The organism is Amycolatopsis sp. lyj-23 (assembly GCF_046549135.1).
Classification (GTDB): Bacteria; Actinomycetota; Actinomycetes; order Mycobacteriales; family Pseudonocardiaceae; genus Amycolatopsis.
Genome location: NZ_JAJPWN010000004.1, coordinates 498,285 through 523,878, shown reverse-complemented (window position 1 = coordinate 523,878; position 25,594 = coordinate 498,285). Strand labels below are relative to the sequence as shown.

Below are 25,594 nucleotides of genomic sequence, written 5' to 3'. Positions count from 1 at the left end.
TGCGGAAGGACCACCATCCCCCGGCGATGGTGGTCCTCCCGCCTTTCCCGGTCAGTCCGCGAGGGCCAGCAGGTCGTCTTCCACGACCGGCTCCTCGGCCGGTCGCTTGCGGGCCACCAGGCCGCTGAACGCGACCACCAGGCCCAGCACCGCGATCGCGGTGACCACGGTCAACGCCGGCGTCAGCCCGGTCAGCAACGCCGCCGATGAAGCTTCGCGGCCGCCGTTGGCGGTCAGGACCGCCGTCACCACCGCCAGGCCGATGGCGCCGCCCACCTGCAGTGACGTGTTCAGCAGACCGCCGGCCAGGCCCTGCTCGTCGTCGGAGATGCCCGCCGTGGCCTGGATGTTGAGCGAGGAGAACGCCAGCGTGAAGCCGATGCCGAGCAGGATCATGCTGGGCAGGACGCTGCCCGCGTAGCCCGAGTGCTCGTCGATGCGCAGGAACAGCGCGTAGCCGATGACGTGCGCGACCACGCCCGCGAAGATCGTGCGGGGTGTGCCCACCCGGTCGATCAGCGGCTCGATGCGCGGGGAGCCGAACGCCACGATGAGCGCCGCCGGCAGGAAGCCCAGCGCCGTCTGCAGGGCCGACCAGCCCAGGACCCGCTGCAGGTACAGCATCACGACGAACTGGAAGCCGATGTACGCGCCGAAGAACAGCGCGCCGCCGAGGTTGGCCCTGGCCAGCGGGCCCGAGCGCAGGATGCCCAGCCGCAGCAACGGGTGGCGGCTGCGCTTTTCGATGAGCACGAACGTCACCAGCAGCGCCAGCGCGACGGCGAACGTGATCAGCGTGCGCGGGGCCGCCCAGCCGACTCCCGGCGCCTCGACCACGCCGAACACCAGCAGCAGCGAGCCGGCAGCGCCGGTGATCGCGCCCGGGAAGTCGTAGCCGCGGCCGGTTTCGGCGCGGTACGCCGGGATCAGCTTCCACGCCGCGACCAGCGCCACCAGCGCGATCGGGGCGGGCAGCAGGAACGTCCAGCGCCAGCCGACCTCGGTCAGCAGGCCGGAGAACACCAGGCCGGCGGAGTAGCCGCTGGCGCCGAACACGGCGAAGATGCTGATCGCCTTGTTGCGGGCCGGGCCTTCCTGGAACGTCGTGGTGATGATGGACAGCGCGGCCGGCGCCGTGAACGCGGCGGCCAGGCCCTTGATGAAGCGGCTCGCGATGAGCAGCGCGCCGTCGTCGACGAGCCCGCCGAGCAGCGAGGCGAGCGCGAAGATCGCGACGGCGACGAGGAACACGCGGCGGCGGCCGAGCAGGTCGGCGGTGCGGCCGCCGAGCAGCAGCAGCCCGCCGTAGCCGAGCACGTAACCGCTGACGACCCATTGCAGCGCGTTGGTGGACAGGCCGAGGTCGGCCTGGATGGCCGGGAGCGCGACCCCGACCATCGACACGTCGAGCGCGTCGAGGCCGATGACGATCGAGACGGTGAGCAGGACACCCCAGAGACGTGCGTCCCACCGGGTCGAGGTGGTGGACAGGGACACGGAAGAACTCATGGCGGCGACATTACATGCACACGCATCTAATGTCCAAGCATTAAATGCATTTGCATCTGATGTGTGCGCATGCTAGATTGGTCGCCGTGAGCGACGTCGCCGAGAAGGAACTGGTCCAGGAGTGGCACGACCTGCTGGCCCGCTACTCGGCCGTGTTCAGCACGCTCGAGTGCCGCCTGCAGGAGCGCCACGGCATCGGCGCGAACGAGTTCGAGGCCCTCGAGCGCCTCGCCACCTGCGACTTCAAGTGCCGTTCGGCCGACCTGATCAGCACGATCCACCTCAGCCAGAGCGCGACCTCCCGCCTGGTCGCCCGCCTGGAGAAGGACGGCCTGGTCGAGCGCGCGCTGTGCGAGGTGGACCGCCGCGGCATCTTCGTCACGATCACCGACGCCGGCCGGGAGAAGTACCTCGCGGCGAAGCAGACGCACCGCGAAGTACTGGCGGAAACCCTCCGCTAGCCGGTCGGCCCCTCGATCGCCTTGACCTGGACCTGCTGCTGACCACCGTCGGCACCAGCGACCGTCAACGTCAGCTGGTCCCCCGGGTGGTGGGTGTCCATCACGTTCGTCAACGCCGTCGCCGAACCGGTCGGCTCGCCGTCGATCGCCGTGATCACGTCGCCCGCCGTCAGGCCGGCCTTCTGGGCCGGGCCGCGCTGGACCACCTCGCGGACCCGGGCCCCGCCCTGGCCGTCCGACACCGAGACGCCGATGAACGCCGTCTTGCCGATGTGGATCTTGTCGGACGCCTGGCCGGCGACGATCTTGTGGGCGATGGCGACCGCCTGGTTGATCGGGATGGCGAAGCCCTGGCCCGCGCCGCCGCTGCGGCGGCCGTTCAGCTGGTAGCCCGTCGACGCCGCGGTGTCGACGCCGATGACCTGGGCGTCCGCATTCACCAGCGGGCCGCCGGAGTCGCCCGATTCGATGTTCGCGCGGACCTGGATCAGGCCGGTGAGCTGCTCGGACGACCCGCTGGACTCGTCCGACGCGGTGATCGACTGGTCCAGCGCCGCCACCGTGCCCGGTGCGGGCACCGGGTCGCCGCCCTTGCCGCCCGCGTTGCCCAGGCCGAGGATCTGGTCGCCCACCTTGACCGCGGACGAGTCGCCGATGGCCGCCGTCGGCAGCCCGGACGCGCCCCGGAGCTGGATGACGGCCACGTCCTCGGTGCGGTCGTAGCCGAGCACGTCCGCCTGGTAGGTGTCGCCGGTGCCGATGCTCGTCACCTTGATGCTGGTCGCGCCCGCGACGACGTGGTTGTTGGTCAGCACCTCGCCGTCGGGGGTGAGCACGATGCCGGTGCCCGCCGCGGCCGCGCCCTGCAGGCCGAGCTCGGTGTTGACGTTCACGATCGCCGGGTTGACCTTGGCCGACACGGCGTCGACGTCGAGCACCGTCTTCGCCGCGCTGGGCTGCCCCGAGAAGCCGAAGTTCTGGTTGCCGCCCGCGGTGGGCGCGCCCACCCCGGAGATCAGGTGCCCGATCCCGAGCCCGGCGACCACGGCCAGCGCGATCGCGACGACGGCGACGGTCAGCGCCCGCAGCGGGTGCCGCCGCGGCGGCGGTGGCACCGGCGGCGGATAACCGTGGTAGCCGTACGGCTGCCCCTCCTGGCCGTAGAAGCCCGACGGCTGGGTGTACTGCGGCGGGTACGGACGTCCCCACTGGTCACGGGGCTGGTAGCCGTGGTCCTGCGGATAGCCGTTCCGGCCGTAGTACTCCGGCGGGTACCCGCCCTGGCCGTAGCCGTACGGGTACTCGCCGCTCCCCTGCGGTCCTCGGTCGTACTCGCTCATGCACAGCTCCAGCTCTCGGCAAGCCTCCGGCCCCTCCAGGAAACGCCTCGATCCTGAGAATTTCCTGGCGTGCTTCCATGGACTTGCTGTGGATTACCCGTTCGAGAGCCGGAGGTGACCCGACGTGACCGGCGTTACCGCCGGATCCGCTCCATGCCGGGGTCGACCAGCGGCTCGGCGGCCACGGTGGCCGCGACCCGGCGGCCGAAGTACTCGATCTCCATGCTGCGGCCGACGTCCGCCGACGCCGGGAGCCACGCGTAGGCGATCGGGCGCCCGACGGTGTACCCGTACGCCGCACTCGTGACGTAGCCCGCGGCCACGCCGTCGACGAACACCGGTTCCTTGCCCAGCACGACCGTGCGGCCGTCGTCGACGGTCAGGCACCGCAACCGCCGGGCCGGCGTCCGGCCCTCGAGCGCGTCCCGGCCCAGGAAATCGCCCTTCGCCGGCCGCACCGCGAAGTCGACCCCGGCTTCGTACGGGTCGTGTTCGGTGGTCATGTCGGTGCCCCACAGCCGGTAGCCCTTCTCCAGCCGCAGGCTGTTGAACGCGGCCCGCCCGGCCGCGATGACGCCGAGCGGCTGCCCGGCCGCCCACAGCGCGTCCCACAGCCGCAGGCCGTTGTCTGCGCTCGTGTAGACCTCCCAGCCGAGTTCGCCCACATAGGACAGTCGCATCGCGACCACCGGCACCCCGGCGATCCGCGCCCGCCGCGCCCGGAAGTACTTGAGCCCGGTGTGCGAGAAGTCCTCGCGCGACAGCGGCTGCACGAGCTCCCGCGCCAGCGGCCCCCACACGCCGACGCAGCAGGTTCCGCCGGTGGTATCCCGGACCCGCACCCCTACAGGTGCGTGCTTGACGAAGTGGTCGACGTCGATGTTGCCGTTGATCCCCACCTGGAACAGCTCCGGTTCGAGCCGCGCCACCGTGACGTCGCTGCGGATGCCGCCCGCGTTGTCGAGCATCAGCGTGTACGTCACCGACCCGACCGACTTGTCGAGCTGGTTGGTCGTCAGCGACTGGAGGAACTCCAGCGACCCCGGACCGCTGATCTCCACGCGCTTCAACGGTGTCATGTCGTACAGCGCGACGCCGTTGCGCGTGTGCCACGCCTCGGCGGCCGCGATCGGCGAGTGGAACTGCGCCGACCACGCGTCCCGCGCCGGCGGGAGCGCGTCCTGCGGCAGCTTCTCGAGCAGCGGCGCGTTGGCTTCGAACCAGTGCGGCCGCTCCCAGCCGCCCGCCTCCAGGAACACCGCGCCCAGCTCGCGCTGGCGCGCGTGGAACGGCGTCACCCGCAAGTCGCGCGGGGACAGCTTGGGCTGGAGCGGGTGCAGGATGTCGTAGACCTCGACGAAGTTCTGCTGAGCCGTCTCGTGCACGTAGGACGGTGCGAGCTGCACCTCCTCGAACCGGTGGACGTCGATGTCGTGGGTGTCCACTTGGGAGTGCCCGTCGACGAGCAGCTCGGCGACGGCCTTGGCGATGCCCGCGGAGTGCGTCACCCAGATCGCCTCGGCCAGCCAGAACCCGCGGACGTCGGCCGACTCGCCGACCAGCGACTGCCCGTCCGGCGTGAAGGAGAAGATGCCGTTGAAGCCCTCCTCGACCTTGGTCCCGCCCAGCGCGGGCAGCAGCAGCTTGCTCTCTTCCCACGACGGCGTGAAGTCGTCCTCGGTGAAGGGCAGCATCGACGGCATGGCCGTCTCGGTCACCGCCGGGTCCAACGTGGACTCTTCGACCGGCATCGGTCGGTGGGCGTAGGAGCCGATGCCGAGCCGGTCGACGTGCTCGCGGAAGTACAGGTCCTGGTCCTGGTGGCGCAGGATGGGCAGGCTCGCCTCGACGGTTTCGGTGTTGCGGCCGACCAGTTCCGCGACCTGGCCGGTCTTCGCGTACTGGTGGGCCAGCGGCAGCAGCGGGACGTCCATACCCGCCATCGCGCCGATTTCGCGGCCCCAGAACCCGGCGCACGACACGACGACGTCGGCCGGGAAGTCGCCCTGGTCGGTCCGGACGCCGGTGACGCGCCCGCGTTCCTGCAGCACGTCGGTGACCCGCGTGGACCCGATGAACCGGGCCCCGAGTGCAGTCGCCCGGGAAGCCAGCACCTCGACGGCCTTGGCGGCCCGTGCGAGCCCGTCGGTCGGGACGTGCAGCGCGCCGAAGATCCGCGAGCCGTCCAGGAGCGGCCACCGGCGGACGCACTCGTCGGCGTCGATGAGCGAACCCGGCACCCCCCACGACGTCGCCCAGCCGTGCTTGCGCTTGAGGTCCTCCCAGCGCGCCGGGGTGGTCGCGACCTCCATGCCGCCGACCTGCAGGAAGCAGTCCAGGCTCAGCAGCTTTTCGACCGTGTAGCGCGCGAAGTCCGTCATCGCCTTGGCCGCGTTGGTCTGGAACACCAGGCCGGGCGCGTGCGAGGTGGACCCGCCGGTGCGCGGCAGCGGGCCCCGGTCGAGCACGGTGACGTCGGTCCAGCCGCGGGCGGTCAGCTCGTCGGCGAGGTTCGCGCCGACGATGCCGGCGCCGATGATCACGACCTTCGGTGCACTCATGGCGGAACTCCTAACGGAATACGACGGTGCTGTTGCCGTTGAGCAGGACGCGGCGTTCGCAGTGCCAGCGGACCGCGCGGGAGAGGGCGAGCGCCTCGGCGTCGCGGCCGACGGTCACCAGCTCGCGCGGCGAGTACGTGTGGTCGACGCGCTGCACCTCCTGCTCGATGATCGGACCCTCGTCGAGGTCGGGCGTGACGTAGTGCGCGGTCGCGCCGACGTACTTGACGCCGCGGTCGTAGGCCTGGTGGTAGGGCTTGGCGCCCTTGAAGCCGGGCAGGAACGAGTGGTGGATGTTGATCGCACGGCCTTCAAGCTTCTGGCACAGCTCGTTCGACAGCACCTGCATGTACCGGGCGAGCACGATCAAGTCCACTTCGTACTCCCCGACCAGGTCCAGGAGCCGCTGTTCGGCCTCCGGCTTCGTCTCCGGCGTGACCGGGACGTGCACGAACGGGACGCCGGCGGCTTCGGCCATCGGCCGGAGGTCCTCGTGGTTGGACACGACCACCGCGACCTCGGCGCCGAGGCCGCCCGCGCGCCAGCGGAACAGCAGGTCGTTGAGGCAGTGCCCGAACTTCGACACCATCACCAGTATCCGCGGCGGGGTGCCGTCGGAGAACCCGAACTCCATGCCGAAGTCCCCGGCCACCGGGGCGAACGCGCGGGTCAGGTCGTCCACTGTGGCCGGTTCGGCGCAGGTGAACGACGTACGCAGGAACAGCGATCCGCGGACGTCGTCGTCGAACTGCTGGTGCTCGACGATGTCGCAGCCGCGCCCGACGAGGAACGTCGTGACGGCGTGCACGATCCCCGAGCGTTCGGGGCACTTCAGGGTCAGGGTGAAGGTCACGACACATACTCCAGGCTCGCGTCGGCCAGCCAATCCCGGAAGTAGTCCGTGAAGGACTGTCGCACGAGGACCGTGAAGCCCTCTTCCCGGACCATGAGCACGATCCCGGTGCGGGCCAGCAACGTCTGCACGCAGGTACCCGGCGGCGCCGCTTCCAGGTCGATCGAGCACCCGTGCGCCAGCACGTCGGCCGCGTCCGCCCCGGTCAGCCGGAAGACGTTCCGCTGCGCCGACACGTCCACCACGGCGAGGGCACTTTGACGTGAAAGTGCCCCTTCCAGCTCCGCTTGGCGGCCGGGTCCGGCGAGGACGAGGTATTCGTCGGGACCCATCCACAGGACGTCGATGCCGTCGCCGCTGGTGAAGGTGCACGGGCCGGGCAGGGGGACGCCGAGGAGCGTGCCGCCCTCGCGGTGGCGGACGGTGAGCTGGGTGCGGAACGGTTCGTGGACCGCGTCAACCGTCACGGCGGGCTCCTTCCTCGTCGAAGAGCACGGATCCGGTCACGGTCACCGGCACCACCTCGGTGCCGACCGGGACGTAGAGCGTCTCGCCGATCCGCTCGCGGCCCGAGCGCACCAGGGCGAGGGCGAACGTCCGGCCGAGGGCCGCGCTGTCGTAGCTGGAGGTGACGTGCCCGAGCATCCGCACCGGTGGCTCCGGCAGGACGTCCGATTCGATGATCTGCGCACCTTCGGGCAGCAGCACCGCCGGATCTACCGGCAGCAGGCCGACGAGTTGCTTGCGGTCGGGCCGGTTGTTCTCGACGCGGGCGAAGGAGCGCTTGCCGATGAAGTCGGCCTTCTTCTTCGACACCGCCCAGGACATGCCGAGGTCCTGCGGGGTGACCGTGCCGTCGGTGTCCTGACCGATGATCGGGTAGCCCTTCTCCGCGCGCAGGACGTGCATGGTCTCGGTACCGTACGGCGTCACACCTTGGTCCACTATGGACTGCCAGAGCGCGGGTCCGTGCCACGACGGGACGTTGATCTCGTACGCCAGCTCGCCGGAAAAGCTGATCCGGCAAACCCGGGCGGCGAACCCGGCGACGTCGGCGTCCTGCCAGGTCATGAACCCGAAGGCCTCGTTCGAGACGTCGAGGTCCGGTGCCAAGCGGCCGAGCACCTCACGCGACCGCGGCCCGACCAGCGGGATCGTGGCCCAGTGCTCGGTCACCGACGTTGCGAACACCCGCAGGTGCGGCCACTCCGTCTGGAGCCACTCCTCCATCCACTCGAGGATCTTCGCCGCGTTCCCGGTCGTCGTGGTGACCAGGAACCGCTCCTCGCCGACGCGGATCACCGTGCCGTCGTCGAGCACCATGCCGTCGACCCCGCACATCACGCCGTAGCGGATCCGGCCGACCTTGAGCGTGCTCATCAGGTTCGTGTAGAGCATGTCGAGGAACCAGCCGGCGTCCGGGCCCTGCACGTCGATCTTGCCCAAAGTGGACCCGTCCATGCACGCGACGTCGTTGCGGGCCGCGCGGCACTCGCGCCGGACGGCGTCCGCCATCGACTCGCCCGGCCGCGGGTAGTACCACGGCCGCTTCCACTGGCCGACGTTCTCGAACTCGGCGCCGTGCTCGACGTGCCACGGGTGGAGCGTGGTGACGCGCACGGGATCGTGCAGCTCGCCGCGGTTCCGCCCGGCCAGCGCGGCGAAGGAGACCGGTGTGTACGGCGGCCGGAACGTCGTCGGCCGCCGGTCGGCGAGGTCGACGCCGAGGGCCTCGGCCGTGATGCCGGCGGCCAGCATGCCGGACGTCTTGCCCTGGTCGTGCGCGGTACCGATGGTCGTGAACCGCTTGACGTGCTCCAGCGAGGTCAGTCCGGCGCCGGTGGCGCGCAGGATGTCCGACACAGTGGCGTCCCGCTGCAGGTCCACGAACCGCGCGTCTGCTTCGGACTCCGGCGCGGGCACCTGCCAGAGCACCTTCGTCTCCGGCAGTCCTTCACCCGCGGCGGCGCCCACGACACCCACGTTCGCGAGCGAGCCATCCGGGACGTAGGCACCGAGTTCCGGCGCGTACCGGAGAGTGCCGCGCGCCTGGCTGTAGAGGTGCACGGCCGGGTTCCAGCCGCCGGACACGAGCAGCAGGTCGCAGGGCACCCGCTCGCCCTGCAGCTCGCCCAGTTTCGCCACGTGGGCGGCCGTGACGTGGGTGTCACCGTCGGTGCCGATGACGCCGTACCCCTCGCGGGCGTCGACGATCCGCACGATCTCGGCCCCGGCTCCGGCCAGGTCGTCGGCGGCGTCGTACGCGGAGTCGTTGGTGGTGAACACGACCACGCTCCGCCCGGCCAGGACGCCGTACCGGTTCAGATATGTGCGCGCAGCCGAAGCGAGCATGATGCCGGGGCGGTCGTTGTCCGGGAAGACGATCGGCCGTTCGTGGGCGCCGGTCGCGATGACGATCCGCTTCGCCCGGATCCGCCAGACCCGCTGCCGCGAAATCCGTTCGGGCGCTACGGGTTCCCCGCGGCGTTCCAGGGCGAGCACGAACCCGTCGTCGTAGATGCCGAACGCCGTGGTCCGCGAGAGGAACCGGACACCATCCGGAGCTTCGCCGTCGGGCTGGTCGTCCACGAGCAGGACCCGGCCGGAAGCGGCGGCCGCGGCCGCCCGTCCGGCGGGCCCGGCGCCGATGACCAGGACGTCGCAGTGGACGTGCTTCGCGTCGTACCGCGCCGGGTCCGGTTCGGTGGCGAGCCGGCCCCGGCCACGCAGACCGCGCGCCACCAGACCGTCGTACAGCTCGACGGTGGTCGCGGACAGCATCGGCTCCGGGAACGGCTTTTCGATCTGCACCAAGGCGTTCGGGTCCTCGACGCCGGCACCGACGATCCCGCGCGGGCGGCCGTACTTGATGCTGGTCGCGACCTGGTGGATGCCGTTGGCCAGCAACGCCGAAGCCAGGGTGTCGCCGAGGTAGCCGGTCAGCTCGCGGCCGTCGAAGGTGAACTTGAGCGGGACGCCGGAGAGCCGGGTCATGAGAGCACCGGCCGCGGCTCGTCGAGGCGGTAGACCGCGAGGAGGTCGTGGGTGCGCGTGTCGCGGACGGCGTTGAACCACCGGCGGCAGCCCGCGGAGTGGCTCCAGCGCTCGGGATGCGGCCCGCTCGGGTTGTCGCGGAAGAAGACGAACTTCGCCCACTCTTCGTCCGACAGCGCCGACGGGTCCGGCGGGTAGGCGATGTGCGCCTGGCCGCCGTAGTGGAACTCGGCTTCCTCACGCGGCCCGCACCACGGGCAGGGAATCAGTTGCATCGGAAGCTCCTAATGCGCGACGGCGGCGGCGCCGTGCTCGTCGACGAGGGCACCGGTGGTGAACCGGTCGAGGGCGAAGGGTTCGGCGTACTCGTGCGGCTTGCCGCGCGCGATGGTCGCGGCGAAGACGTCGCCGACGCCGGGAGTGGCCTTGAAGCCGCCGGTGCCCCAGCCGCAGTTGAGGAACAGGTTCTCCACCGGCGTCAGGCCGATGATCGGCGAGGCGTCCGGGCTGACGTCGACGATGCCGGCCCAGGTCCGCAGCAGGTGCGCCCGCGCGAACACCGGGAACAGCTCCAGCGCGGCGGCCATCTGCTGCTCGATGATGTGGAACGAGCCGCGCTGGCCGTAGCCGTTGTAGGAGTCGATACCGGCGCCCATCACGAGTTCGCCCTTGTGTGCCTGGGACACGTAGACGTGCACGGCGTTCGACATGACGACCGTGGGGTGGATCGGCTCGAGGAGCTCGGACACCAGCGCCTGCAGCGGGTGCGACGTCAGCGGCAGGTCGAGGCCGACCATGCGAGCCAGCACCGAGGTGTGCCCGGCCGCGCACAACGCGACCTTGCCCGCGGCGATCCGGCCCCTCGACGTCTCGACGCCGCTGACCCGGCCACCGGCGGTCGTGATGCCCGTGACCTCGCAGTTCTGGATGAGGTCGACGCCCAGCCGGTGCGCGGCGCGGGCGAAACCCCAGGCCACGTAGTCGTGCTTGGCGATGCCCGCGCGCGGCTGGAAGGTCGCGCCGAGCACCGGGTAGCGGACGTCCGGCGAGGTGTTGACGATCGGGCAGATCTCCTGGACGCGATCGGCGTCGACCCACTCGGCGTCGATGCCGTTGAGCTTGTTGGCCTCGACGCGGCGGACGCTGTCGCGGACGTCCTGCAGGCTGTGCGCGAGGTTCAGCACCCCGCGCTGGCTGAACAGGATCGGGTAGCCGAGGTCGTCCTCCAGGCCTTCCCACAGCTTGAGGGAGTGTTCGTAGATGCCGGAACTCTCGTCCCAGAGGTAGTTCGAGCGGATGATCGTCGTGTTGCGGGCCATGTTCCCGCCGGCGAGCCAGCCCTTCTCCAGCACGGCGACGTTCGTGATGCCCTGTTTGGCCAGGTAGTACGCGGTGGCCAGGCCGTGCCCGCCGCCGCCCACGACGACGACGTCGTAACTCTTGCGGGGCTCGGGGTTGTCCCAGAGGAAGTCCGGGTGCTCCGGCAGGTCGGTCATCGCGAACCTTCCGTGGTCGACTTCTGATATATCAATCGTCGATGTAGGCTAAGTGCCATGCATCCGCAGGTCAATCCCCCGTCCCTGGCCGAACAGGCGTACGGGTACATCCGCGATCGGCTGGTCATGCTGGACATCCCGCCGGGGTCGCCCCTCAACGAGGAGGAGCTCGGCGCCGCGCTCGGCATGGGCCGGACCCCGATCCGCGAGGCGCTGAAACGCCTGGAGTCCGAGCGGCTGGTCGTCGCCTACCCGCGGCGCGGGACGTTCGCCACCGACGTCAACATCTCCGACCTCGCGCACATCTCCGAGGTCCGGCGGACCCTCGAACCGATGGCGACGGCCGCCGCGGCCTCCCGGGCCACGGACGCCGACCGGATCACGCTGACCGAGCTGCGCGCGCAGCTCGACGCCGACGTCACCGGCGGCGACAACGCCGACCTGCTGCGCACCGACCTCGCCCTCCACCGGGCGGTGTACCGGTGCGTGCACAACCCGTTCCTCGAGGACACGCTGGTGCAGTACGACAACCTGGCCACCCGGATCTGGTGCGTGTTCGTGCCCCGGCTGTCCGGGATGGCCGGCCACGTCCACGAGCACGTCCCGCTCCTCACCGCGATCATCGAAGGTGACGCCGAAAAGGCGGCCGCGTTGACGCAGGCGCACGTCACCGGGTTCGAGGCCGCCATCCGGGCCTTGATCTAGACCGCCAGGCGAGCGCGGACCCAGTCGTGGAACGCGCCGATGTGGTGCTCGCTCGGCACCAGCACCCCGCCCCGCGCGTACGAGCGCGAGTCCATCGCCAGCTGGCAGCGTTCGCAGGCTTCGAAGTCCTGCAGGTTGACGCGGTGGAACAGCTCCACCGAGCGGCTCAGGTCGCGCCCGGATTCGACGACTTCGGGCAGGTAGAGCCAGTCGCAGCGCACCAGCGTGCGGTCCGGGGCCAGCGGGAACATCCGGTGCAGGATCACGTGGTCCGGGACGAGGTTGACGAAGACACCCGGTTTGATGGTGATCGCGTAGTACTTCCGGTCCTGGGCCTCGGTGACGCCGGGCAGGCGGTCGACGCCTTCGCTGCCGTCGACGGTGAAGCCCTTGATGTCACCGCCGAACTCGGCGCCGTGGCCGACGTAGTACTGCGCGGCGTAGCCGCCGGCGAACTCCGGGAGCACCTCGGTGAGCTCCGGGTGGATCGTCGCGCAGTGGTAGCACTCCATGAAGTTCTCGATGATCTGCTTCCAGTTGGCCTGCACGTCGTACTCGATGCGCTTGCCCAGCGCCAGGCCGTCGATGCCGTAGGCGTCGATCTCGGACGGGCCGCCGAGCCGTTCGGTGACCGCGCCGACCACGGTTTCTTCGAACGACGGCGGCTCGTCGGCCAGGCAGACCCAGGCGTACCCGAGCCACTCGCGCAGGTGCAGCTTCGTGAGACCGAACTCGGTGCGGTCGACGTCCGGCATGCCGGTGAGGTTCGGGGCGGCGATCAGCTTGCCGTCGAGCCCGTACGTCCAGGCGTGGTACGGGCACTGGAAGGCGCGCTTGACCGTGCCGCTGCCCTCCGTGCACAGCCGGGCGCCGCGGTGGCGGCAGACGTTGAGGAACGCGCTCAGCCTGCCGTCCCGGCCGCGCGAGACCAGCACGCTTTCCTTGCCGATCGGCACGGTCTCGAACGCCCCGGGCCCGGCGAGGTCGGCGCTGCGCACGGCGCAGAACCAGTCCGCCTCGAAGATCTTCGCCTGCTCGGCCGCGAAGACCGCCGGATCGGTGTAGGCGCTGCCGGGCAAGGTGGCGAGCAGGCTCGGCGGCAGGTCGGTTGTGGTCACCGGCGTGGTCCTCTCCGCGGATCAGGACGGGAGTAGTTGCGCAGAACGCGTCTTGTTGCACACTCCGGAACAGAGTGACTGCCGCCACGCACGGCTGTCAACAAGTTCGGGCCGACGGTCCCTCGATCGCCCGGCGGAACAGTGTTTCGATCTCTTCGCGGGTCGGACGCGGGTCGGCCAGGGCGGCCTGCATCAGCAGGCCGCAGAACAACCCGGCCAGCAGCCGCCCGGTGAGCGGGTCGGTCCGGGAGCCGAAGAACGCGATCAGGGCGTCGTCCCAGGCCGCACTCGCCTTGCGCAGCGCCGGCCGGTGCAGGGCCGCGACGTACAGGTCGTACTCGACGACCGTGTCCCGGTACTGCTCGTTGATGTAGCCCATCACCAGTTCGGCGAGCGCCGCGGCGAAGTCGGCGTCCGGCGGCAGCGCCGACTCCCACTCCTCCAGCGCGTGGACGTTCCGCTCGGCCGCCTCGTGCAGCGCCACTTCCAGCAGGTCGTCCAGGGTCGCGAAGTGGTAGGTCGTCGAGCCGAGCGGGACGCCGGCCGCGGCCGCCACCGAGCGGTGGGTGACCCCGTCGATCCCCCGCTGCGCCACGACCTCGATCGCCGCCTTGGCGATCCGCGCGCGGCGCTCGGGATCGTTCGGACCGCGGCGCCGCGTCGCGCCGGGTTCGCTGTTCGCCACCGAGCCTCCTTGTGGACATCTGTACACACTTCGCGTACAAATGTACGCACTCTGGACGCGAAGCAGCCACTACCGCTCCGGGAGGGCCGCATGTTCGATGTGCTCAACCCCGCCACCGGCCAGGTCATCGCCACCTTGGCCGAGGCGGGCCACGAGGAGGTCGACGCCGCGGTCGAAGCCGCGCGGAAGGCGTTCGACGCGGGTCCGTGGCGCCGGACGACGGCGGGCGAACGCAGCGCACTGCTGCGCCGGACGGCCGACCTGCTGGTCCGCGACCGCGAGGAACTCGCCCGCACGGAGAGCCTCGACACCGGCAAGACGCTCGGCGAAGGCCGCATCGACATCGACGACGTCACCAACGTGTTCCGCTACTACGCCGACCTGGCCGACAAGGACGCCGGACGCCTGGTCGACGCGGGCAGCGCGACCGTCGTCAGCCGGATCGTGCACGAGCCGGTCGGCGTCTGCGCGCTGATCGCGCCGTGGAACTACCCGCTGCTGCAGATGTCCTGGAAGGTCGCGCCCGCCCTCGCCGCGGGCAACACCGTGGTGCTCAAGCCGAGCGAGGTCACCCCGCTGACCACGATCAAGCTGGTGGAACTCCTGGACGAGGCCGGGACGCCACCCGGCGTCGTCAACCTGCTCCTCGGCGACGGCCGCGTCGGCGCGGCGATGGTCGAGCACGCGAGCGTGGACCTGATCTCCTTCACCGGCGGCTACGCGACCGGCGAGAAGATCATGGCGGCCGCCGCCAAGGGCGTTCGCCGGGTCGCCCTCGAACTCGGCGGCAAGAACCCGAACGTCGTCTTCGACGACGCCGACTACGAGACCGCGCTCGACTACGCCCTGATGGCGGCTTTCGTCCACTCCGGACAGGTCTGCTCGGCGGGCGCGCGCTTGATCGTCCAAGAAGGAATCCACGACCGGTTCGTCGCGGACCTCGCCGCGCGGGCCGACCGCATCCGCGTCGGCGACCCGCTCGACCCCGCCACCGAAACGGGCGCGCTCGTCTCGGCGCAGCACCGCGCCAAGGTCGAGGGGTACATCGAAAGCGCTCTCAAGGAAGGGGCCACGCTCCGCGCGGGCGGCAACCGGCCCGAAGGACCGGAGTACGACGGCGGTTTCTTCCTGCGGCCGACCGTTTTCTCCGACTGCACCCGGGACATGACGGTCGTCCGGGAAGAGGTCTTCGGCCCGGTGGTCACCGTCGAACGCTTCCGCGAAGAGGCCGACGCAATCGCACTGGCCAACGACACCGAGTACGGGCTCGCCGGAGCCGTGTGGACGTCGGACGCGTCCCGCGCCCAGCGGGTCGCCGGGGCCCTGCGCCACGGCACCGTGTGGATCAACGACTACCACCCCTACCTGCCGCAGGCGGAGTGGGGCGGGTTCGGCAGATCCGGCATCGGCCGCGAACTCGGGCCGTCCGGGCTCGCGGAGTACCAGGAGAGCAAGCACATCTACCAGAACATCGATCCCGTTCCGCAGCACTGGTTCAAAGGCTGATCCCTCCCCCACCCCACCACGTGAGGACGCATGCCATGACCACTCAGGAAATACCGGCGGGCGGGGGGCCTGCTGCCGACGACTCCTCCGAACTCGAGAAGTTCGGCTACCGCCAGGAACTCGAGCGCTCGCTCGGGTCGTTCTCCAGCTTCGCCGCCGGGTTCAGCTACATCTCCATCCTCACCGGCGTGTTCCAGCTCTTCTTCTTCGGCTTCGGGTCGGGGGGCCCGGCGTTCATCTGGACCTGGCCGCTGGTCTTCCTCGGCCAGCTCGCCGTCGCGCTGTGCTTCGCCGAGCTCGCCGGGCAGTTCCCGCTCGCCGGCTCGGTTTACCAGTGGGCCAAGCAGATCGCCAAGCCGGCGACGTCGTGGCTGGCCGGCTGGATCATGATCATCGGCGCGATCGTGACCGCCGCGGCCGTCGCGGTCGCCTACCAGATCATCCTGCCGCAGGTGTCGACCGCGTTCCAGCTCGTCGGCAGCGACGCCGACGTCGGCCAGACGACGACACCGGGTGGTGCGCAGAACGCCATCATCCTGGGGCTGGTGCTGGTCGTGTTCGCCACGATCGTCAACATCATCGGCGTCAAGCTGATGGCGAAGATCAACAACTTCGGGGTCGCCGTCGAACTGGGCGCGAGCATCCTGCTGGTGATCGCGCTGGCCATCCACATCAAGCGCGGCCCCGGCCTGGTCTTCGACACCGCCGGCACCGGCGAGGGCCAGTCGTGGGGCTACCTCGGGGCTTTCCTCGTGGCGTCGCTGATGAGCGCGTACGTCTTCTACGGCTTCGACACCGCGGGTTCGCTGGCCGAGGAGACCACCCAGCCGCGGCGGCACGCGCCGCGCGCGATCCTGCGGGCCCTCACCGCGGCCTTCGTCGTGGGCGGGCTGATCATGCTGTTCGGCATGATGGCCGTCGGCGACCTGAGCGCCAAGGAGCTCAGCACGTCCGGCATGCCGTACCTGCTGAAGAGCACCCTCGGCGAGGGACTCGGCGACGCGTTCCTGATCTGCTCGGCGATCGCGATCACCGTGTGCTGCCTCGCCGTGCAGACCGCCGCCATCCGGATGACGTGGGCGATGGCCCGCGACGGCCGCCTGCCGTTCAGCCGGGCGATGTCGAAGGTCTCGCCGCGTTCCAAGGTGCCGGTGCTGCCCGCGCTGCTCACCGGCGGCCTCACCGTGGTGGTGCTGCTGATCAACCTGGGCAACCAGCGGGCGTTCTTCATCCTGACCTCGACGGCGATCATCCTGTTCTACATCCCCTACCTGATGGTCACCGGCCCGATGCTGGTGCGGCGCCTGCGCGGGCACTGGCCGCGCCCGGAGCACGGCCCGTACTTCAAGCTGGGCCGCTGGGGCACGCCGGTGAACCTGGTCGCGGTGCTCCACGGCGGGGCCATGACCGTCAACCTGATCTGGCCGCGCGCCGAGGTCTACGGCTCCGACCACTGGTACTTCCAGTGGGGCGCGGTGATCGTCACCGGGCTGATCGCGATCATCGGTGCGATCATGCTCTACGTCCGGCGCCGCACCTGGGGTTCGTCCCACACGAGCCCCGAGCACCTGCCCGACACCGCCCCGGACACCCTGCCCGGCTGAGAACCTTATTCTGGTTAGGACGGCGCTATGGATCGTGACATACCTGCCGGCGGTGACTCTCGCGCCGGCCGACGGCTGAATAAGGTTCTCCAGGAGGCGCCATGAGTTCCGATACCTACGACTTCGTCATCGTCGGCGGTGGCTCGGCGGGCTGCGCGCTGGCGAACCGGCTCTCCGCGGACCCGGCGAACCAGGTCCTCGTCCTGGAAGCCGGCCGGTCGGACCACAAGTGGGACGTCTTCATCCACATGCCGGCCGCGCTGACCTTCCCGATCGGGTCGAAGTTCTACGACTGGGGCTACCGCAGCGAACCCGAGCCGTTCATGAACCGGCGGCGCATCTACCACGCGCGCGGCAAGGTGCTCGGCGGGTCCTCCAGCATCAACGGGATGATCTTCCAGCGCGGCAACCCGATGGACTACGAGCGCTGGGGCGCCGACCCCGGGATGTCCACTTGGGACTACGCGCACTGCCTGCCGTACTTCAAGCGGATGGAGAACTGCCTCGCCGACCCGCCGGACGGGCCGTGGCGCGGCCACGACGGCCCGCTGGAGCTCGAGCGCGGCCCGGCGTCGAACCCGTTGTTCCAGGCGTTCTTCGACGCCGCCGAGGAAGCGGGCTACCCGCGCACCGACGACGTCAACGGCTACCGGCAGGAAGGCTTCGCGGCCTTCGACCGCAACGTCCGGAAAGGACGGCGGCTGTCGGCGGCGGGCGCGTACCTGCACCCGGTGCTGGACCGGCCCAACCTCACGGTGAAGACGCACGCGTTCGTGTCGCAGATCCTCTTCGACGGCACCCGCGCGGTCGGCGTCGAGTACACGCAGGGCCGCGGCGTGCCGGGCGAGGTGTACGGCAAGGAGATCATCCTCTGCGGCGGCGCGATCAACACCCCGCAGCTGCTGCAGCTGTCCGGCGTCGGGAACGCCGCCGAGCTGGAGAAGCTCGGCATCGACGTCGTCAAGGACCTGCCGGGCGTCGGCGAGAACCTGCAGGACCACCTGGAGGTGTACATCCAGTACGCCTGCAAGCAACCCGTGTCGATGCAGCCGTCGCTGGCGAAGTGGAAGCGGCCCTACATCGGTGCGCAGTGGCTGTTCCTGCGGTCCGGGCCGGCCGCCACCAACCACTTCGAGGGCGGCGGGTTCGTCCGGTCCAACGACGAGGTGGAGTACCCGAACCTGATGTTCCACTTCCTGCCGGTGGCGATCCGCTACGACGGTTCGGCCCCCACGGAAGGGCACGGCTACCAGGTGCACGTCGGCCCGATGTACGCCGACACGCGGGGTTCGGTGAAGCTCAAGTCCACCGACCCGCGGGAACACCCGGCGATCAGGTTCAACTACCTGTCGACCGAGACCGACCGGAAGGAGTGGGTCGAGGCGGTGCGGGTGGCGCGGAAGATCCTCAACCAGCCCGCGCTGGACCCGTACAACGGCGGGGAGATCTCGCCGGGGCCGTCCGTGGAGACCGACGAAGAGATCCTCGACTGGGTCGCGAAGGACGCCGAGACCGCGTTGCACCCGTCGTGCACGACCAAGATGGGGGTGGACGAGATGGCGGTCGTCGACCCGCAGAGCATGCGGGTGCACGGCACCGAGGGCCTGCGCGTGGTCGACGCGTCGGTGATGCCCTACATCACCAACGGCAACATCTACGCACCGGTGATGATGACCGCCGAGAAGGCGGCCGACCTGATCCTCGGCAACACCCCGCTCGCCCCGATCAAGACCCCGTTCTACCGCCACGGGGAGAACTAGCCCCCGGCGCCGCCCGCGCCCGTATCGCCATCCTCGGTACGGGCGCTTCGGCGTGCGCGTTCTCGTTGCCCGGTAACGAAATTACCCGCGCGTATCCCCTTGACTCGGTTCTTCGCGGGACTCAGACTTGTGTTGCGTATCGCAGCGGGTGTTCCTCAATGCGCAACAAATTTCCGGAGGCGTCATGATTCGCGCGTGCACGGTGGACGAGCTGCCCGTCGGCGAGTCGGTCCGGCTCCCCGGGCCGCCCGCCATCGCGGTGTTCCGCACCGAAGACGGCGAGCTGTACGCCATCGGCGACACGTGCACCCACCAGGACGCCTCCCTGGCCGACGGCTGGCTCGAAGGCTGCTTCGTCGAGTGCCCGCTGCACGCGGCGCGGTTCGACCTGCGCACGGGCCGGCCGACCGGCCTGCCGGCGAAGGACCCGGTGCGCACGTACGCCGTGGTCGTCGACGAAGGCGTCATCTACGTCCGGGAGACGGCGAACGAGGATGCCGCGTGAAGCGCATCGCGGTCGTCGGCGCGTCGCTCGCCGGGGTCCGCGCCGCGCAGGAGCTGCGCGCGCAGGGGTACGACGGCGGGATCGTGCTGATCGGCGACGAACCGCACCTGCCCTACGACCGGCCGCCGCTGTCCAAGGCCTTCCTGGCCGGGACGGCTTCGCGCGAGTCGCTGGAGCTGCTCGACGCCGGTGACCTCGCGGCGCTGGCCCTGGACTTCCGGCTCGGCGTCCGGGCGACGGCGCTGGAGCCGGCCGACCGGCGCGTGCTGCTCTCGGACGGCACCTCGGTGCACGCGGACGGCGTCGTCGTCGCCACCGGTGGCCGGGCGCGCACGCTGCCGGGCTTCGAGGGCGCTTTCGTGCTGCGGACCCTCGACGACGCTCTCGCGTTGCGTGCGGCGCTGGTGCCGGGGGCCCGCGTGGCCGTCGTCGGGGCCGGGTTCATCGGGGCCGAGGTGGCATCGACCTGCCGCTCGCTGGGTCTCGACGTGGTCGTCCTGGAGGCGCTGGCCGCGCCGCTGGCCCCGGTGCTGGGCCCGGAGCTGGCCGCGGTGTGCGCCCGGCTGCACCTCGACCACGGCACGGACCTGCGCTGCGGGGTGCGGGTGTCCGGGCTTTCGCCGGCCGGCGTCTCGCTGGCTTCGGGCGAGCTCGTCCCGGCCGACGTGGTGGTGACGGGCGTCGGGATGACGCCGTCGACCGAGTGGCTGGCCGGGTCCGGCTTGAAGGTCGGCGACGGTGTCCACACGGACGCGGGGCTGGTGACGTCGCTGCCTCAGGTGGTCGCGGTCGGCGACGTGGCCCGCTACGGGGGACGACGGCACGAGCACTGGACGAACGCCTCCGAGCAGGCGCCGGTGGCGGTGGCCAACCTGCTCGCCGGACACACCGCGCGGACGTACACGCCGAGCGGTTACGTGTGGTCGGACCAGTATTCGGGGACGTTGCAGCTGGCCGGCCACCCGCGTCCGGACGACACGCTTTCGTTCGTCGAGGGTGCCCCCGCGTCCGACTCGTTCGCGGCGACGTTCTCCCGTGACGGCTCGGTGGTGGGGGTCGTCGCGCTGAACAACGCGAAGCTGTTCAACCGGCTGCGCCGCCAGGCCCTGCGCCGCCCGGAGGTTCAACCGGCGGTTCAAGGTTAAGCTTCAGGGGCATGGAGCTGACCCTTGACGAGCTACGCGTGCTGACGGGCTGGGCCGCCGACTGCGCCGCGCGGGTACTGCCGCTGACCCCGGACGACCCCCGCCCGGCGGCGGCGATCGCGGCGGCGCGGGAATTCTCGGCAGGCGCACCACGCACGAAGGCCTTGCGCACGGCGGCTTGGGCGGCCCAGGCAGCGGCCACCGAGGCACCGAACCCGGCCGCCGCGGCGGCCGCCCGGGCCGCAGTGGGCGCGGCGGGCGCCGCCTACCTCCACCCCCTGGCCTCCCCACACCAGGTGAAGCACATCGTCGGCCCGGCCCAGCAGGCCGCGTTGGCGCGTGAACTGGCGGGCGGCTCGGCGGAGGCGGAGATCTCGTGGGCGCTCTCTCAGGCGCCAGCCGTGGTGCGCGAAACCCTGCGGAAGTTCCCGCCCGGGAAGCCGGGGAAGACCCGCTCGGGCGAGCTGCACCGCCGGTTGGAGGCGGCCTTGCGCGGGTGATCGGCCACTACAGCGAGAGGGCGTCGAGGTCGGACTCCAGCCTCGCTCGCCAGGTCCACCGCCGTTCCGTCGTGTCCGCGGCCTCCGAAGCGGGCGGCCCCAGCGGCAACGCCTGGTCCGTGATCCCGAACGTCACCCGGTACGCGAGCACCGACGCCGCCGTGCGGATCCACGCGTCACCCGACGTGCCGGACGGTGGGGCCACGCCCAGCGTGTTGCCGAACCACGTCGGGAGCAGGACGTTCGCTCCCAGTGCGTCCGTGATCCGCGTCCGCAGGCGGACCTGCAGGTCGTGCCAAGCCCGCTCGGCGCGCTCCAGCTGCGGGACCACCCGCGCCTGCACCGCGTCCGCCTCGCGCAACGCCAGGCGGGCCTGTTCCGCCGCCGCCGAAGCCGCCGGGATCTCTTCGTCCAGCAGCGTCCGGCGCCGGGTCGACAGCGCCCGCAACGACGACTCCGCGTCCCCGCGGGCCCGGGATCCGCGATCCGTCGACGCCAGAACGCGCACGACCTCCAGCAGGTCGGCGTCACACCGGGAAAGCGCCGAGCGCACCGCGTCCAGGTGCGCGATCTCCTCCGCGTAGCGGGCGCGCTGCTCCTTCGTGACGAGTTCCTTGTGCAGGTCGTCCCAGCGGGCCGCCTGCGCCGCGAGCGCCCGCGTCTCCGGGCCGACGTCGTCGAGGTCCGCCTGGGGGACCCCGTCGGACACGCGGACCGCGCGCTCCAGGACGCGGACCTGCTGCTGCAGCCGCTCCAGCTGGCGGCCGAGCCGGTCGATCCGGTCCTGCTGCCCGGCCGCGCCGCCGGTTTCCAGCCGCTCGGTCAGGCCGGCGACGTCCTGGCGCAGGCGGTCGTCGGTCTCACGCAACCCGTCCACGGCCGCGAACAGCTCGTCGAGGTCGCGTCGCGTCGGATCCGCCGGCTCCAGGTACTCCTGCGAGAACTCGGGGTCGTCGCCGTAGGTCGCGTAGCCGTGGCTCACGGGATCCGGCTTTCCCGCCACAGCAGCGCGAGCGTGCCCGCGACGCCCAGCGCCGTCAGGACCGTGCACACCACCGCCCCGGACCACGGGACCAGCGCGAGAGCCAGCACGACGGCCGTGGCACTGCCCGCCCACGCCGTCCGCGTCCGCGCGCGGAGGACCGCCCCGGACCGGCGGACCGGGGCGAAGCCGATCCACAGGCCCGCGCCGAACAGCGGTACCAGCGCCAGCAGCCACACCGGTGAAAGCACTTCGAAGAGCACCAGCGCCGCGGCGACCAGCGGAACCAGCAGGGGCGCGGCCGCGAACCAGACGACCGCGCGCTGCGTCGCCGCGTGCCGGGACTCGAGCTCGGCGTCGGCGAGCCGCCGCTTCGCCTCGTCGAAAGCCAGCTCGGCGTCGAGCAGCCGGTGGGCCGTCGCCACGAGCCCGTCCATCGCCTCGACGTCCCCGGGCGGGGTCGCGAGCCCGTCCCGCAGGTCCTGCTTGAGCCGGGCGACGTGCCCTTCCGCGAGGTCGCGGTCGTGCTGGGCCGGAGTCGTCACCCCACCACTTTAGGTCCGCCCGCCGTCCCCACCGGCCAACGCGGCCGGTGAGTCGTCAGAGGTCGCTGAGCGCGGTCACCGGCGACTCCACGCAGTCGGCGACGAACCGCAGGAACCCGCCGGCCGTGCCGCCGTCGCAGACGCGGTGGTCGAAGGCCAGCGTCAGCTCGCAGACCTTCCGCACGCCGAGGGCGCCGTCGACGACCCACGGCCGGTCGATGATCCGGCCGATGCCGAGGATCGCCGCCTCGGGGTGGTTGATGATCGCGGCCGAGCCGTCGACGCCGAAGACGCCGTAGTTGTTGACGGTGAAGGTGCCGCCGGTCAGGTCCGCGGGCGCGAGCTTGCCGTCCCGGGCGGTTGTCGCGCGGTCGCCGATCGCCGCCGACAGCTCGCGCGTCGACAGCGAACCGGCGTCCCGCACGACCGGCACCACCAGGCCGCGGTCGGTCTGCGCGGCGAACCCGAGGTGGACCTCGTCCAGCAGGACGATTTCCCCGCCCTCGACCCGCGAGTTCAGCTCGGGGTACTTCTTGAGCCCCGCGACGGCGAACCGCGCGATCAGCCCGAGCAGGCTGACCGGCCGGTCCGCCTTGGCGTTCAGGGCGACCCGGGCGGCGACCAGCTCGGTCGCGTCGACGTCCACCCAGACCGTGGCCTCGGGGATCTCCCGCCGGGACGCCGTCAGCTTGTCGGCGACGGCCTTGCGCACCCCGGTCAGCGGGATCCGCCTGCCCTTCGCGGCCGGCTTGTTCAGCAGCGCCTCGACGTCGGCGCGGCGGATGATCCCGTCCGGGCCGCTCGGGGTGACCCTCGCCAGGTCGATCCCGTTGTCGGCGGCCAGCTTCCGGACGAACGGCGAGATCACCCCGGGCTGCTTGGGCCGCGTGGGCGCGGTGGCGCTCACCGGCCGTCGGGCGCGCTTGCGCCGCGTGGCGGGCGCCGCGGTGCCGTAGCCGATGAGGACGTTGCCGCTGCCGGACGAAGTCGTGACCCCCGGTTCGGCGAACCCGCCGACGCTCAGCAGCGGCGCGCCGACCGGCAGCAGCTGCCCCGGCTCGCCGTGCAGCGCGGACACCACGCCGGCGAACGGCACCGGCACCTCGACCGCCGCCTTCGCCGTCTCCACCTCGACGACGACCTGGTCGACGGCGACGGTGTCGCCGACCTCGACCCGCCAGTCCACGATCGCCGCCTCGGTCAGGCCTTCGCCGAGGTCCGGCAGCAGGAAGTCAGGCACCGGCCACCACCGGCGTGTCGGCCCACTGCAGGCGCGCGATCGTGTCGAGGATCCGGTCGACGTCCGGCAGCTGGTGGCGCTCGAGCTTCGGCGCCGGGAACGGGATGTCGAGGCCGGTGACCCGCAGGACGGGCGCGTGCAGCTGGTGGAAGCACTGTTCGGTGACGCGCGCGACGACCTCGGCGCCGTAACCGCCGAAGCCGGCGGCCTCGTGCACGACGACCGCGCGCCCGGTGCGGCGGACCGAAGCCGTCACCGTCTCGTCGTCGAACGGCGCCAGCGAGCGCAGGTCGACGACCTCGACGTCCCAGCCTTCGGCCTTCGCCGCTTCGGCGGTTTCCAGTGCGGTGGCGACCATCGGGCCGTAGGCGATGAGCGTGACGTCCGTGCCGGGCCGGCGGACCACGGCCCGGTCCATGGCCGGGCCGGACCGGGTGAAGGTGACCTCTTCGCTCGACCAGTAGCGGCACTTCGGCTCGAGGAAGATCACCGGGTCCGGCGACTCGATGGCGTCGCGGAGCAGGTCGTAGGCGTCCTGCGCGGTGCCCGGCGTGACGACGCGCAGGCCCGGCGTGTGCGTGTAATAGGCCTCGCTGGAGTCGCAGTGGTGCTCGACGCCGCCGATGCCGCCGGCGTACGGGATCCGGATGACCATGGGCACTTCCAGCGCGCCCCGGGTGCGGTTGCGCAGCTTCGCCACGTGCGAGGTGATCTGCTCGAACGCGGGGTAGGCGAAGGCGTCGAACTGCATCTCGACGACCGGGCGGAACCCGCCCATCGCCATCCCGACGGCGAACCCGACGATGCCGGACTCGGCGAGCGGCGTGTCGAAGCAGCGGTCTTCGCCGAAGTCGGCGGTGATGCCGTCGGTGACGCGGAAGACGCCGCCGAGGGTGCCGACGTCCTCGCCGAAGACGAGCACGCGGTCGTCGTCCTTGAGCGCGTCTCGCAGGGCCGCGTTGAGCGCCTGCGCCATGGTGGTCGTCATCAGGCCTCCAGTTCGGCTTCGAGGGCGGCGCGCTGGGCTTCGAGCTGGCGCGTCGGTTCGGCGTAGACGTGGTCGAACAGCGAGAGCGGGTCGAGCGCGGGCTCGGCGTTGAGGGTGTCGCGCACGGACTGGGCGAACACCTCGGCGTCGGCCGCGAACTGCTCGATCTCGGTGTCCTGCAGGAGGTTCTCGTTCTTGAGGTGGGTTTCGAGCCGCTTGAGCGGGTCGGCTTCGCGCCACTTCGCGACTTCTTCGGCGTCGCGGTAGCGGGTCGCGTCGTCGGCGTTGGTGTGGGCGTCGATGCGGTAGGTGTGGGCCTCGACGAGGACCGGCCCCTTGCCTTCGCGCGCGTGCTTCACGGCGTCGTCGAGCACGGCCAGGACGGCGACGGCATCGTTGCCGTCGACCTGCTCCGAGCGCACGCCGTAGCCGACGCCCTTGTACGCCAGCGCTTCGGCGGCGCTCTGCTTCTCGAAGGGCACCGAGATGGCGAAGCGGTTGTTCTGCACGAAGAACACGACGGGCGCCTTGAAGACGGCGGCGAAGTTGAGCGCCTCGTGGAAGTCGCCTTCGCTGGTGGCGCCGTCCCCGATGAGCGCGAGCGCGACGGCGTCTTCGCCGCGTCGCTGCATCGCGTGCGCGAGCCCGGCGGCGTGGAGCGTCTGCGTCGCGAGCGGAGTGCACTGGGGCGCGACGCGCGTCTCGACGGGGTTGTAGCCGCAGTGCGCGTCGCCGCGAAGGAGCGTCAGGACTTCGCCGGGCTTCAGGCCACGGGCGACGAGGGCGACGGAGTCGCGGTAGGTGGGGAAGAGCCAGTCCTGGCTGTCCAGGGCCAGCGCGGCGGCGACCTGGCAGGCTTCCTGCCCGGCGCTGGAGGGGTAGACGGCGAGGCGGCCCTGCTTGGTGAGCGCGGTCGCCTGGACGTCGAACCGGCGGCCCAGGACCATCAGCCGGTAGGCCTCCTTGAGCCGCTCACCGGTGGGTTCGCCGTAGGCGCCGTGCTGGTCGGCCCGGCTCCCGTCTTCAGCGACGAACCGCACCGGGGCAGCGGACGGCAGCAGGGTCTCAACGGCCATGACGCACACCACCTCTCGCAG

General features: G+C 71.1%; 23 protein-coding genes. 8 read left to right on the top strand and 15 right to left on the bottom strand.

What is annotated here, in order from left to right:
- Nucleotides 1-51: 51 nt before the first annotated feature.
- Nucleotides 52-1,509 (bottom strand): MFS transporter, encoded by a 1,458-nt coding sequence (locus tag ACLJPY_RS11865; protein WP_410588082.1) that lies wholly within the window; start codon nt 1,507-1,509, stop codon nt 52-54.
- An 86-nt stretch (nt 1,510-1,595) separates the two neighbouring features.
- Here ACLJPY_RS11865 and ACLJPY_RS11860 point away from each other — a divergent pair, with 86 nt between their 5' ends.
- Nucleotides 1,596-1,970: a MarR family winged helix-turn-helix transcriptional regulator gene (locus tag ACLJPY_RS11860; protein ID WP_410588080.1), complete on the top strand. Its 375-nt coding sequence runs from the start codon at nt 1,596-1,598 to the stop codon at nt 1,968-1,970.
- Here the strand turns inward: ACLJPY_RS11860 and ACLJPY_RS11855 are convergent.
- The 7 genes from ACLJPY_RS11855 to ACLJPY_RS11825 all read right to left on the bottom strand — a co-directional run bounded on the left by ACLJPY_RS11855 (nt 1,967) and on the right by ACLJPY_RS11825 (nt 11,214).
- Complete coding sequence (locus tag ACLJPY_RS11855) at nt 1,967-3,310, bottom strand: S1C family serine protease (protein WP_410588079.1); 1,344 nt, start codon at nt 3,308-3,310, stop codon at nt 1,967-1,969. The two genes, ACLJPY_RS11860 and ACLJPY_RS11855, sit on opposite strands and share 4 nt — an antisense overlap.
- Before the next feature lie 134 nt (nt 3,311-3,444).
- A complete protein-coding gene (locus tag ACLJPY_RS11850; protein ID WP_410588077.1) occupies nt 3,445-5,871 on the bottom strand; it encodes a GcvT family protein in 2,427 nt (808 codons plus the stop codon).
- Nucleotides 5,872-5,881: 10 nt separating this feature from the next.
- Nucleotides 5,882-6,724, bottom strand: a complete 843-nt coding sequence (gene purU / locus ACLJPY_RS11845) for a formyltetrahydrofolate deformylase (protein WP_410588076.1) — start codon at nt 6,722-6,724, stop codon at nt 5,882-5,884.
- A complete protein-coding gene (locus ACLJPY_RS11840; RefSeq protein WP_410588074.1) occupies nt 6,721-7,191 on the bottom strand; it encodes a sarcosine oxidase subunit gamma in 471 nt (156 codons plus the stop codon). Before ACLJPY_RS11840 ends, purU begins: the two co-directional genes overlap by 4 nt.
- Nucleotides 7,181-9,718 (bottom strand): 2Fe-2S iron-sulfur cluster-binding protein, encoded by a 2,538-nt coding sequence (locus tag ACLJPY_RS11835; protein WP_410588072.1) that lies wholly within the window; start codon nt 9,716-9,718, stop codon nt 7,181-7,183. The genes ACLJPY_RS11840 and ACLJPY_RS11835 overlap by 11 nt, the downstream gene beginning before the upstream one ends.
- Complete coding sequence (locus ACLJPY_RS11830; RefSeq protein WP_410588070.1) at nt 9,715-9,993, bottom strand: sarcosine oxidase subunit delta; 279 nt, start codon at nt 9,991-9,993, stop codon at nt 9,715-9,717. Before ACLJPY_RS11830 ends, ACLJPY_RS11835 begins: the two co-directional genes overlap by 4 nt.
- Before the next feature lie 9 nt (nt 9,994-10,002).
- On the bottom strand, nt 10,003-11,214 hold the full coding sequence (locus tag ACLJPY_RS11825) for a sarcosine oxidase subunit beta family protein (protein WP_410588068.1): 1,212 nt from the start codon (nt 11,212-11,214) through the stop codon (nt 10,003-10,005).
- Nucleotides 11,215-11,271: 57 nt separating this feature from the next.
- On the opposite strand from ACLJPY_RS11825, the gene ACLJPY_RS11820 reads away from it, so the two are divergent.
- Nucleotides 11,272-11,919, top strand: a complete 648-nt coding sequence (locus ACLJPY_RS11820; protein WP_410588067.1) for a GntR family transcriptional regulator — start codon at nt 11,272-11,274, stop codon at nt 11,917-11,919.
- Here ACLJPY_RS11820 and ACLJPY_RS11815 read toward each other — a convergent pair.
- Together ACLJPY_RS11815 and ACLJPY_RS11810 are read right to left on the bottom strand one after the other, a co-directional pair.
- On the bottom strand, nt 11,916-13,037 hold the full coding sequence (locus ACLJPY_RS11815) for an aromatic ring-hydroxylating oxygenase subunit alpha (protein WP_410588065.1): 1,122 nt from the start codon (nt 13,035-13,037) through the stop codon (nt 11,916-11,918). The genes ACLJPY_RS11820 and ACLJPY_RS11815 overlap by 4 nt on opposite strands.
- Before the next feature lie 97 nt (nt 13,038-13,134).
- Entirely contained in the window at nt 13,135-13,722 is a 588-nt protein-coding gene (locus ACLJPY_RS11810) for a TetR/AcrR family transcriptional regulator (RefSeq protein ID WP_410588064.1), read from the bottom strand.
- Between the two features lie 90 nt (nt 13,723-13,812).
- Here ACLJPY_RS11810 and ACLJPY_RS11805 point away from each other — a divergent pair, with 90 nt between their 5' ends.
- The 6 genes from ACLJPY_RS11805 to ACLJPY_RS11780 all read left to right on the top strand — a co-directional run bounded on the left by ACLJPY_RS11805 (nt 13,813) and on the right by ACLJPY_RS11780 (nt 20,742).
- Nucleotides 13,813-15,228, top strand: coding sequence for an aldehyde dehydrogenase family protein (locus tag ACLJPY_RS11805; RefSeq protein ID WP_410588062.1), 1,416 nt, complete (start codon nt 13,813-13,815; stop codon nt 15,226-15,228).
- Between the two features lie 35 nt (nt 15,229-15,263).
- Nucleotides 15,264-16,832 (top strand): amino acid permease, encoded by a 1,569-nt coding sequence (locus ACLJPY_RS11800; RefSeq protein WP_410588060.1) that lies wholly within the window; start codon nt 15,264-15,266, stop codon nt 16,830-16,832.
- Nucleotides 16,833-16,933: 101 nt separating this feature from the next.
- Nucleotides 16,934-18,592, top strand: coding sequence for a choline dehydrogenase (betA, locus tag ACLJPY_RS11795; RefSeq protein ID WP_410588058.1), 1,659 nt, complete (start codon nt 16,934-16,936; stop codon nt 18,590-18,592).
- Nucleotides 18,593-18,776: 184 nt separating this feature from the next.
- Complete coding sequence (locus tag ACLJPY_RS11790; RefSeq protein WP_410588056.1) at nt 18,777-19,097, top strand: bifunctional 3-phenylpropionate/cinnamic acid dioxygenase ferredoxin subunit; 321 nt, start codon at nt 18,777-18,779, stop codon at nt 19,095-19,097.
- On the top strand, nt 19,094-20,242 hold the full coding sequence (locus ACLJPY_RS11785) for an NAD(P)/FAD-dependent oxidoreductase (RefSeq protein WP_410588055.1): 1,149 nt from the start codon (nt 19,094-19,096) through the stop codon (nt 20,240-20,242). The genes ACLJPY_RS11790 and ACLJPY_RS11785 overlap by 4 nt, the downstream gene beginning before the upstream one ends.
- 11 nt (nt 20,243-20,253) lie before the next feature.
- Entirely contained in the window at nt 20,254-20,742 is a 489-nt protein-coding gene (locus ACLJPY_RS11780; RefSeq protein WP_410588054.1) for a putative immunity protein, read from the top strand.
- Between the two features lie 7 nt (nt 20,743-20,749).
- On the opposite strand, the gene ACLJPY_RS11775 is transcribed toward ACLJPY_RS11780, so the two are convergent.
- Genes ACLJPY_RS11775 through pdhA form a run of 5 tightly spaced genes read right to left on the bottom strand, consistent with a single transcriptional unit; the run spans nt 20,750 to nt 25,573 of the window.
- Nucleotides 20,750-21,724 carry a hypothetical protein gene (locus ACLJPY_RS11775; RefSeq protein WP_410588052.1) on the bottom strand — a complete coding sequence of 325 codons (975 nt, stop codon included), beginning with the start codon at nt 21,722-21,724 and terminating at the stop codon, nt 20,750-20,752.
- Complete coding sequence (locus tag ACLJPY_RS11770; RefSeq protein WP_410588050.1) at nt 21,721-22,269, bottom strand: hypothetical protein; 549 nt, start codon at nt 22,267-22,269, stop codon at nt 21,721-21,723. The genes ACLJPY_RS11775 and ACLJPY_RS11770 overlap by 4 nt, the downstream gene beginning before the upstream one ends.
- Nucleotides 22,270-22,324: 55 nt before the next feature.
- Complete coding sequence (locus ACLJPY_RS11765) at nt 22,325-23,509, bottom strand: dihydrolipoamide acetyltransferase family protein (RefSeq protein ID WP_410588048.1); 1,185 nt, start codon at nt 23,507-23,509, stop codon at nt 22,325-22,327.
- Nucleotides 23,502-24,497, bottom strand: coding sequence for an alpha-ketoacid dehydrogenase subunit beta (locus ACLJPY_RS11760; RefSeq protein WP_410588047.1), 996 nt, complete (start codon nt 24,495-24,497; stop codon nt 23,502-23,504). Before ACLJPY_RS11760 ends, ACLJPY_RS11765 begins: the two co-directional genes overlap by 8 nt.
- Complete coding sequence (pdhA, locus tag ACLJPY_RS11755) at nt 24,497-25,573, bottom strand: pyruvate dehydrogenase (acetyl-transferring) E1 component subunit alpha (RefSeq protein ID WP_410588046.1); 1,077 nt, start codon at nt 25,571-25,573, stop codon at nt 24,497-24,499. Before pdhA ends, ACLJPY_RS11760 begins: the two co-directional genes overlap by 1 nt.
- Nucleotides 25,574-25,594 lie beyond the last annotated feature (21 nt).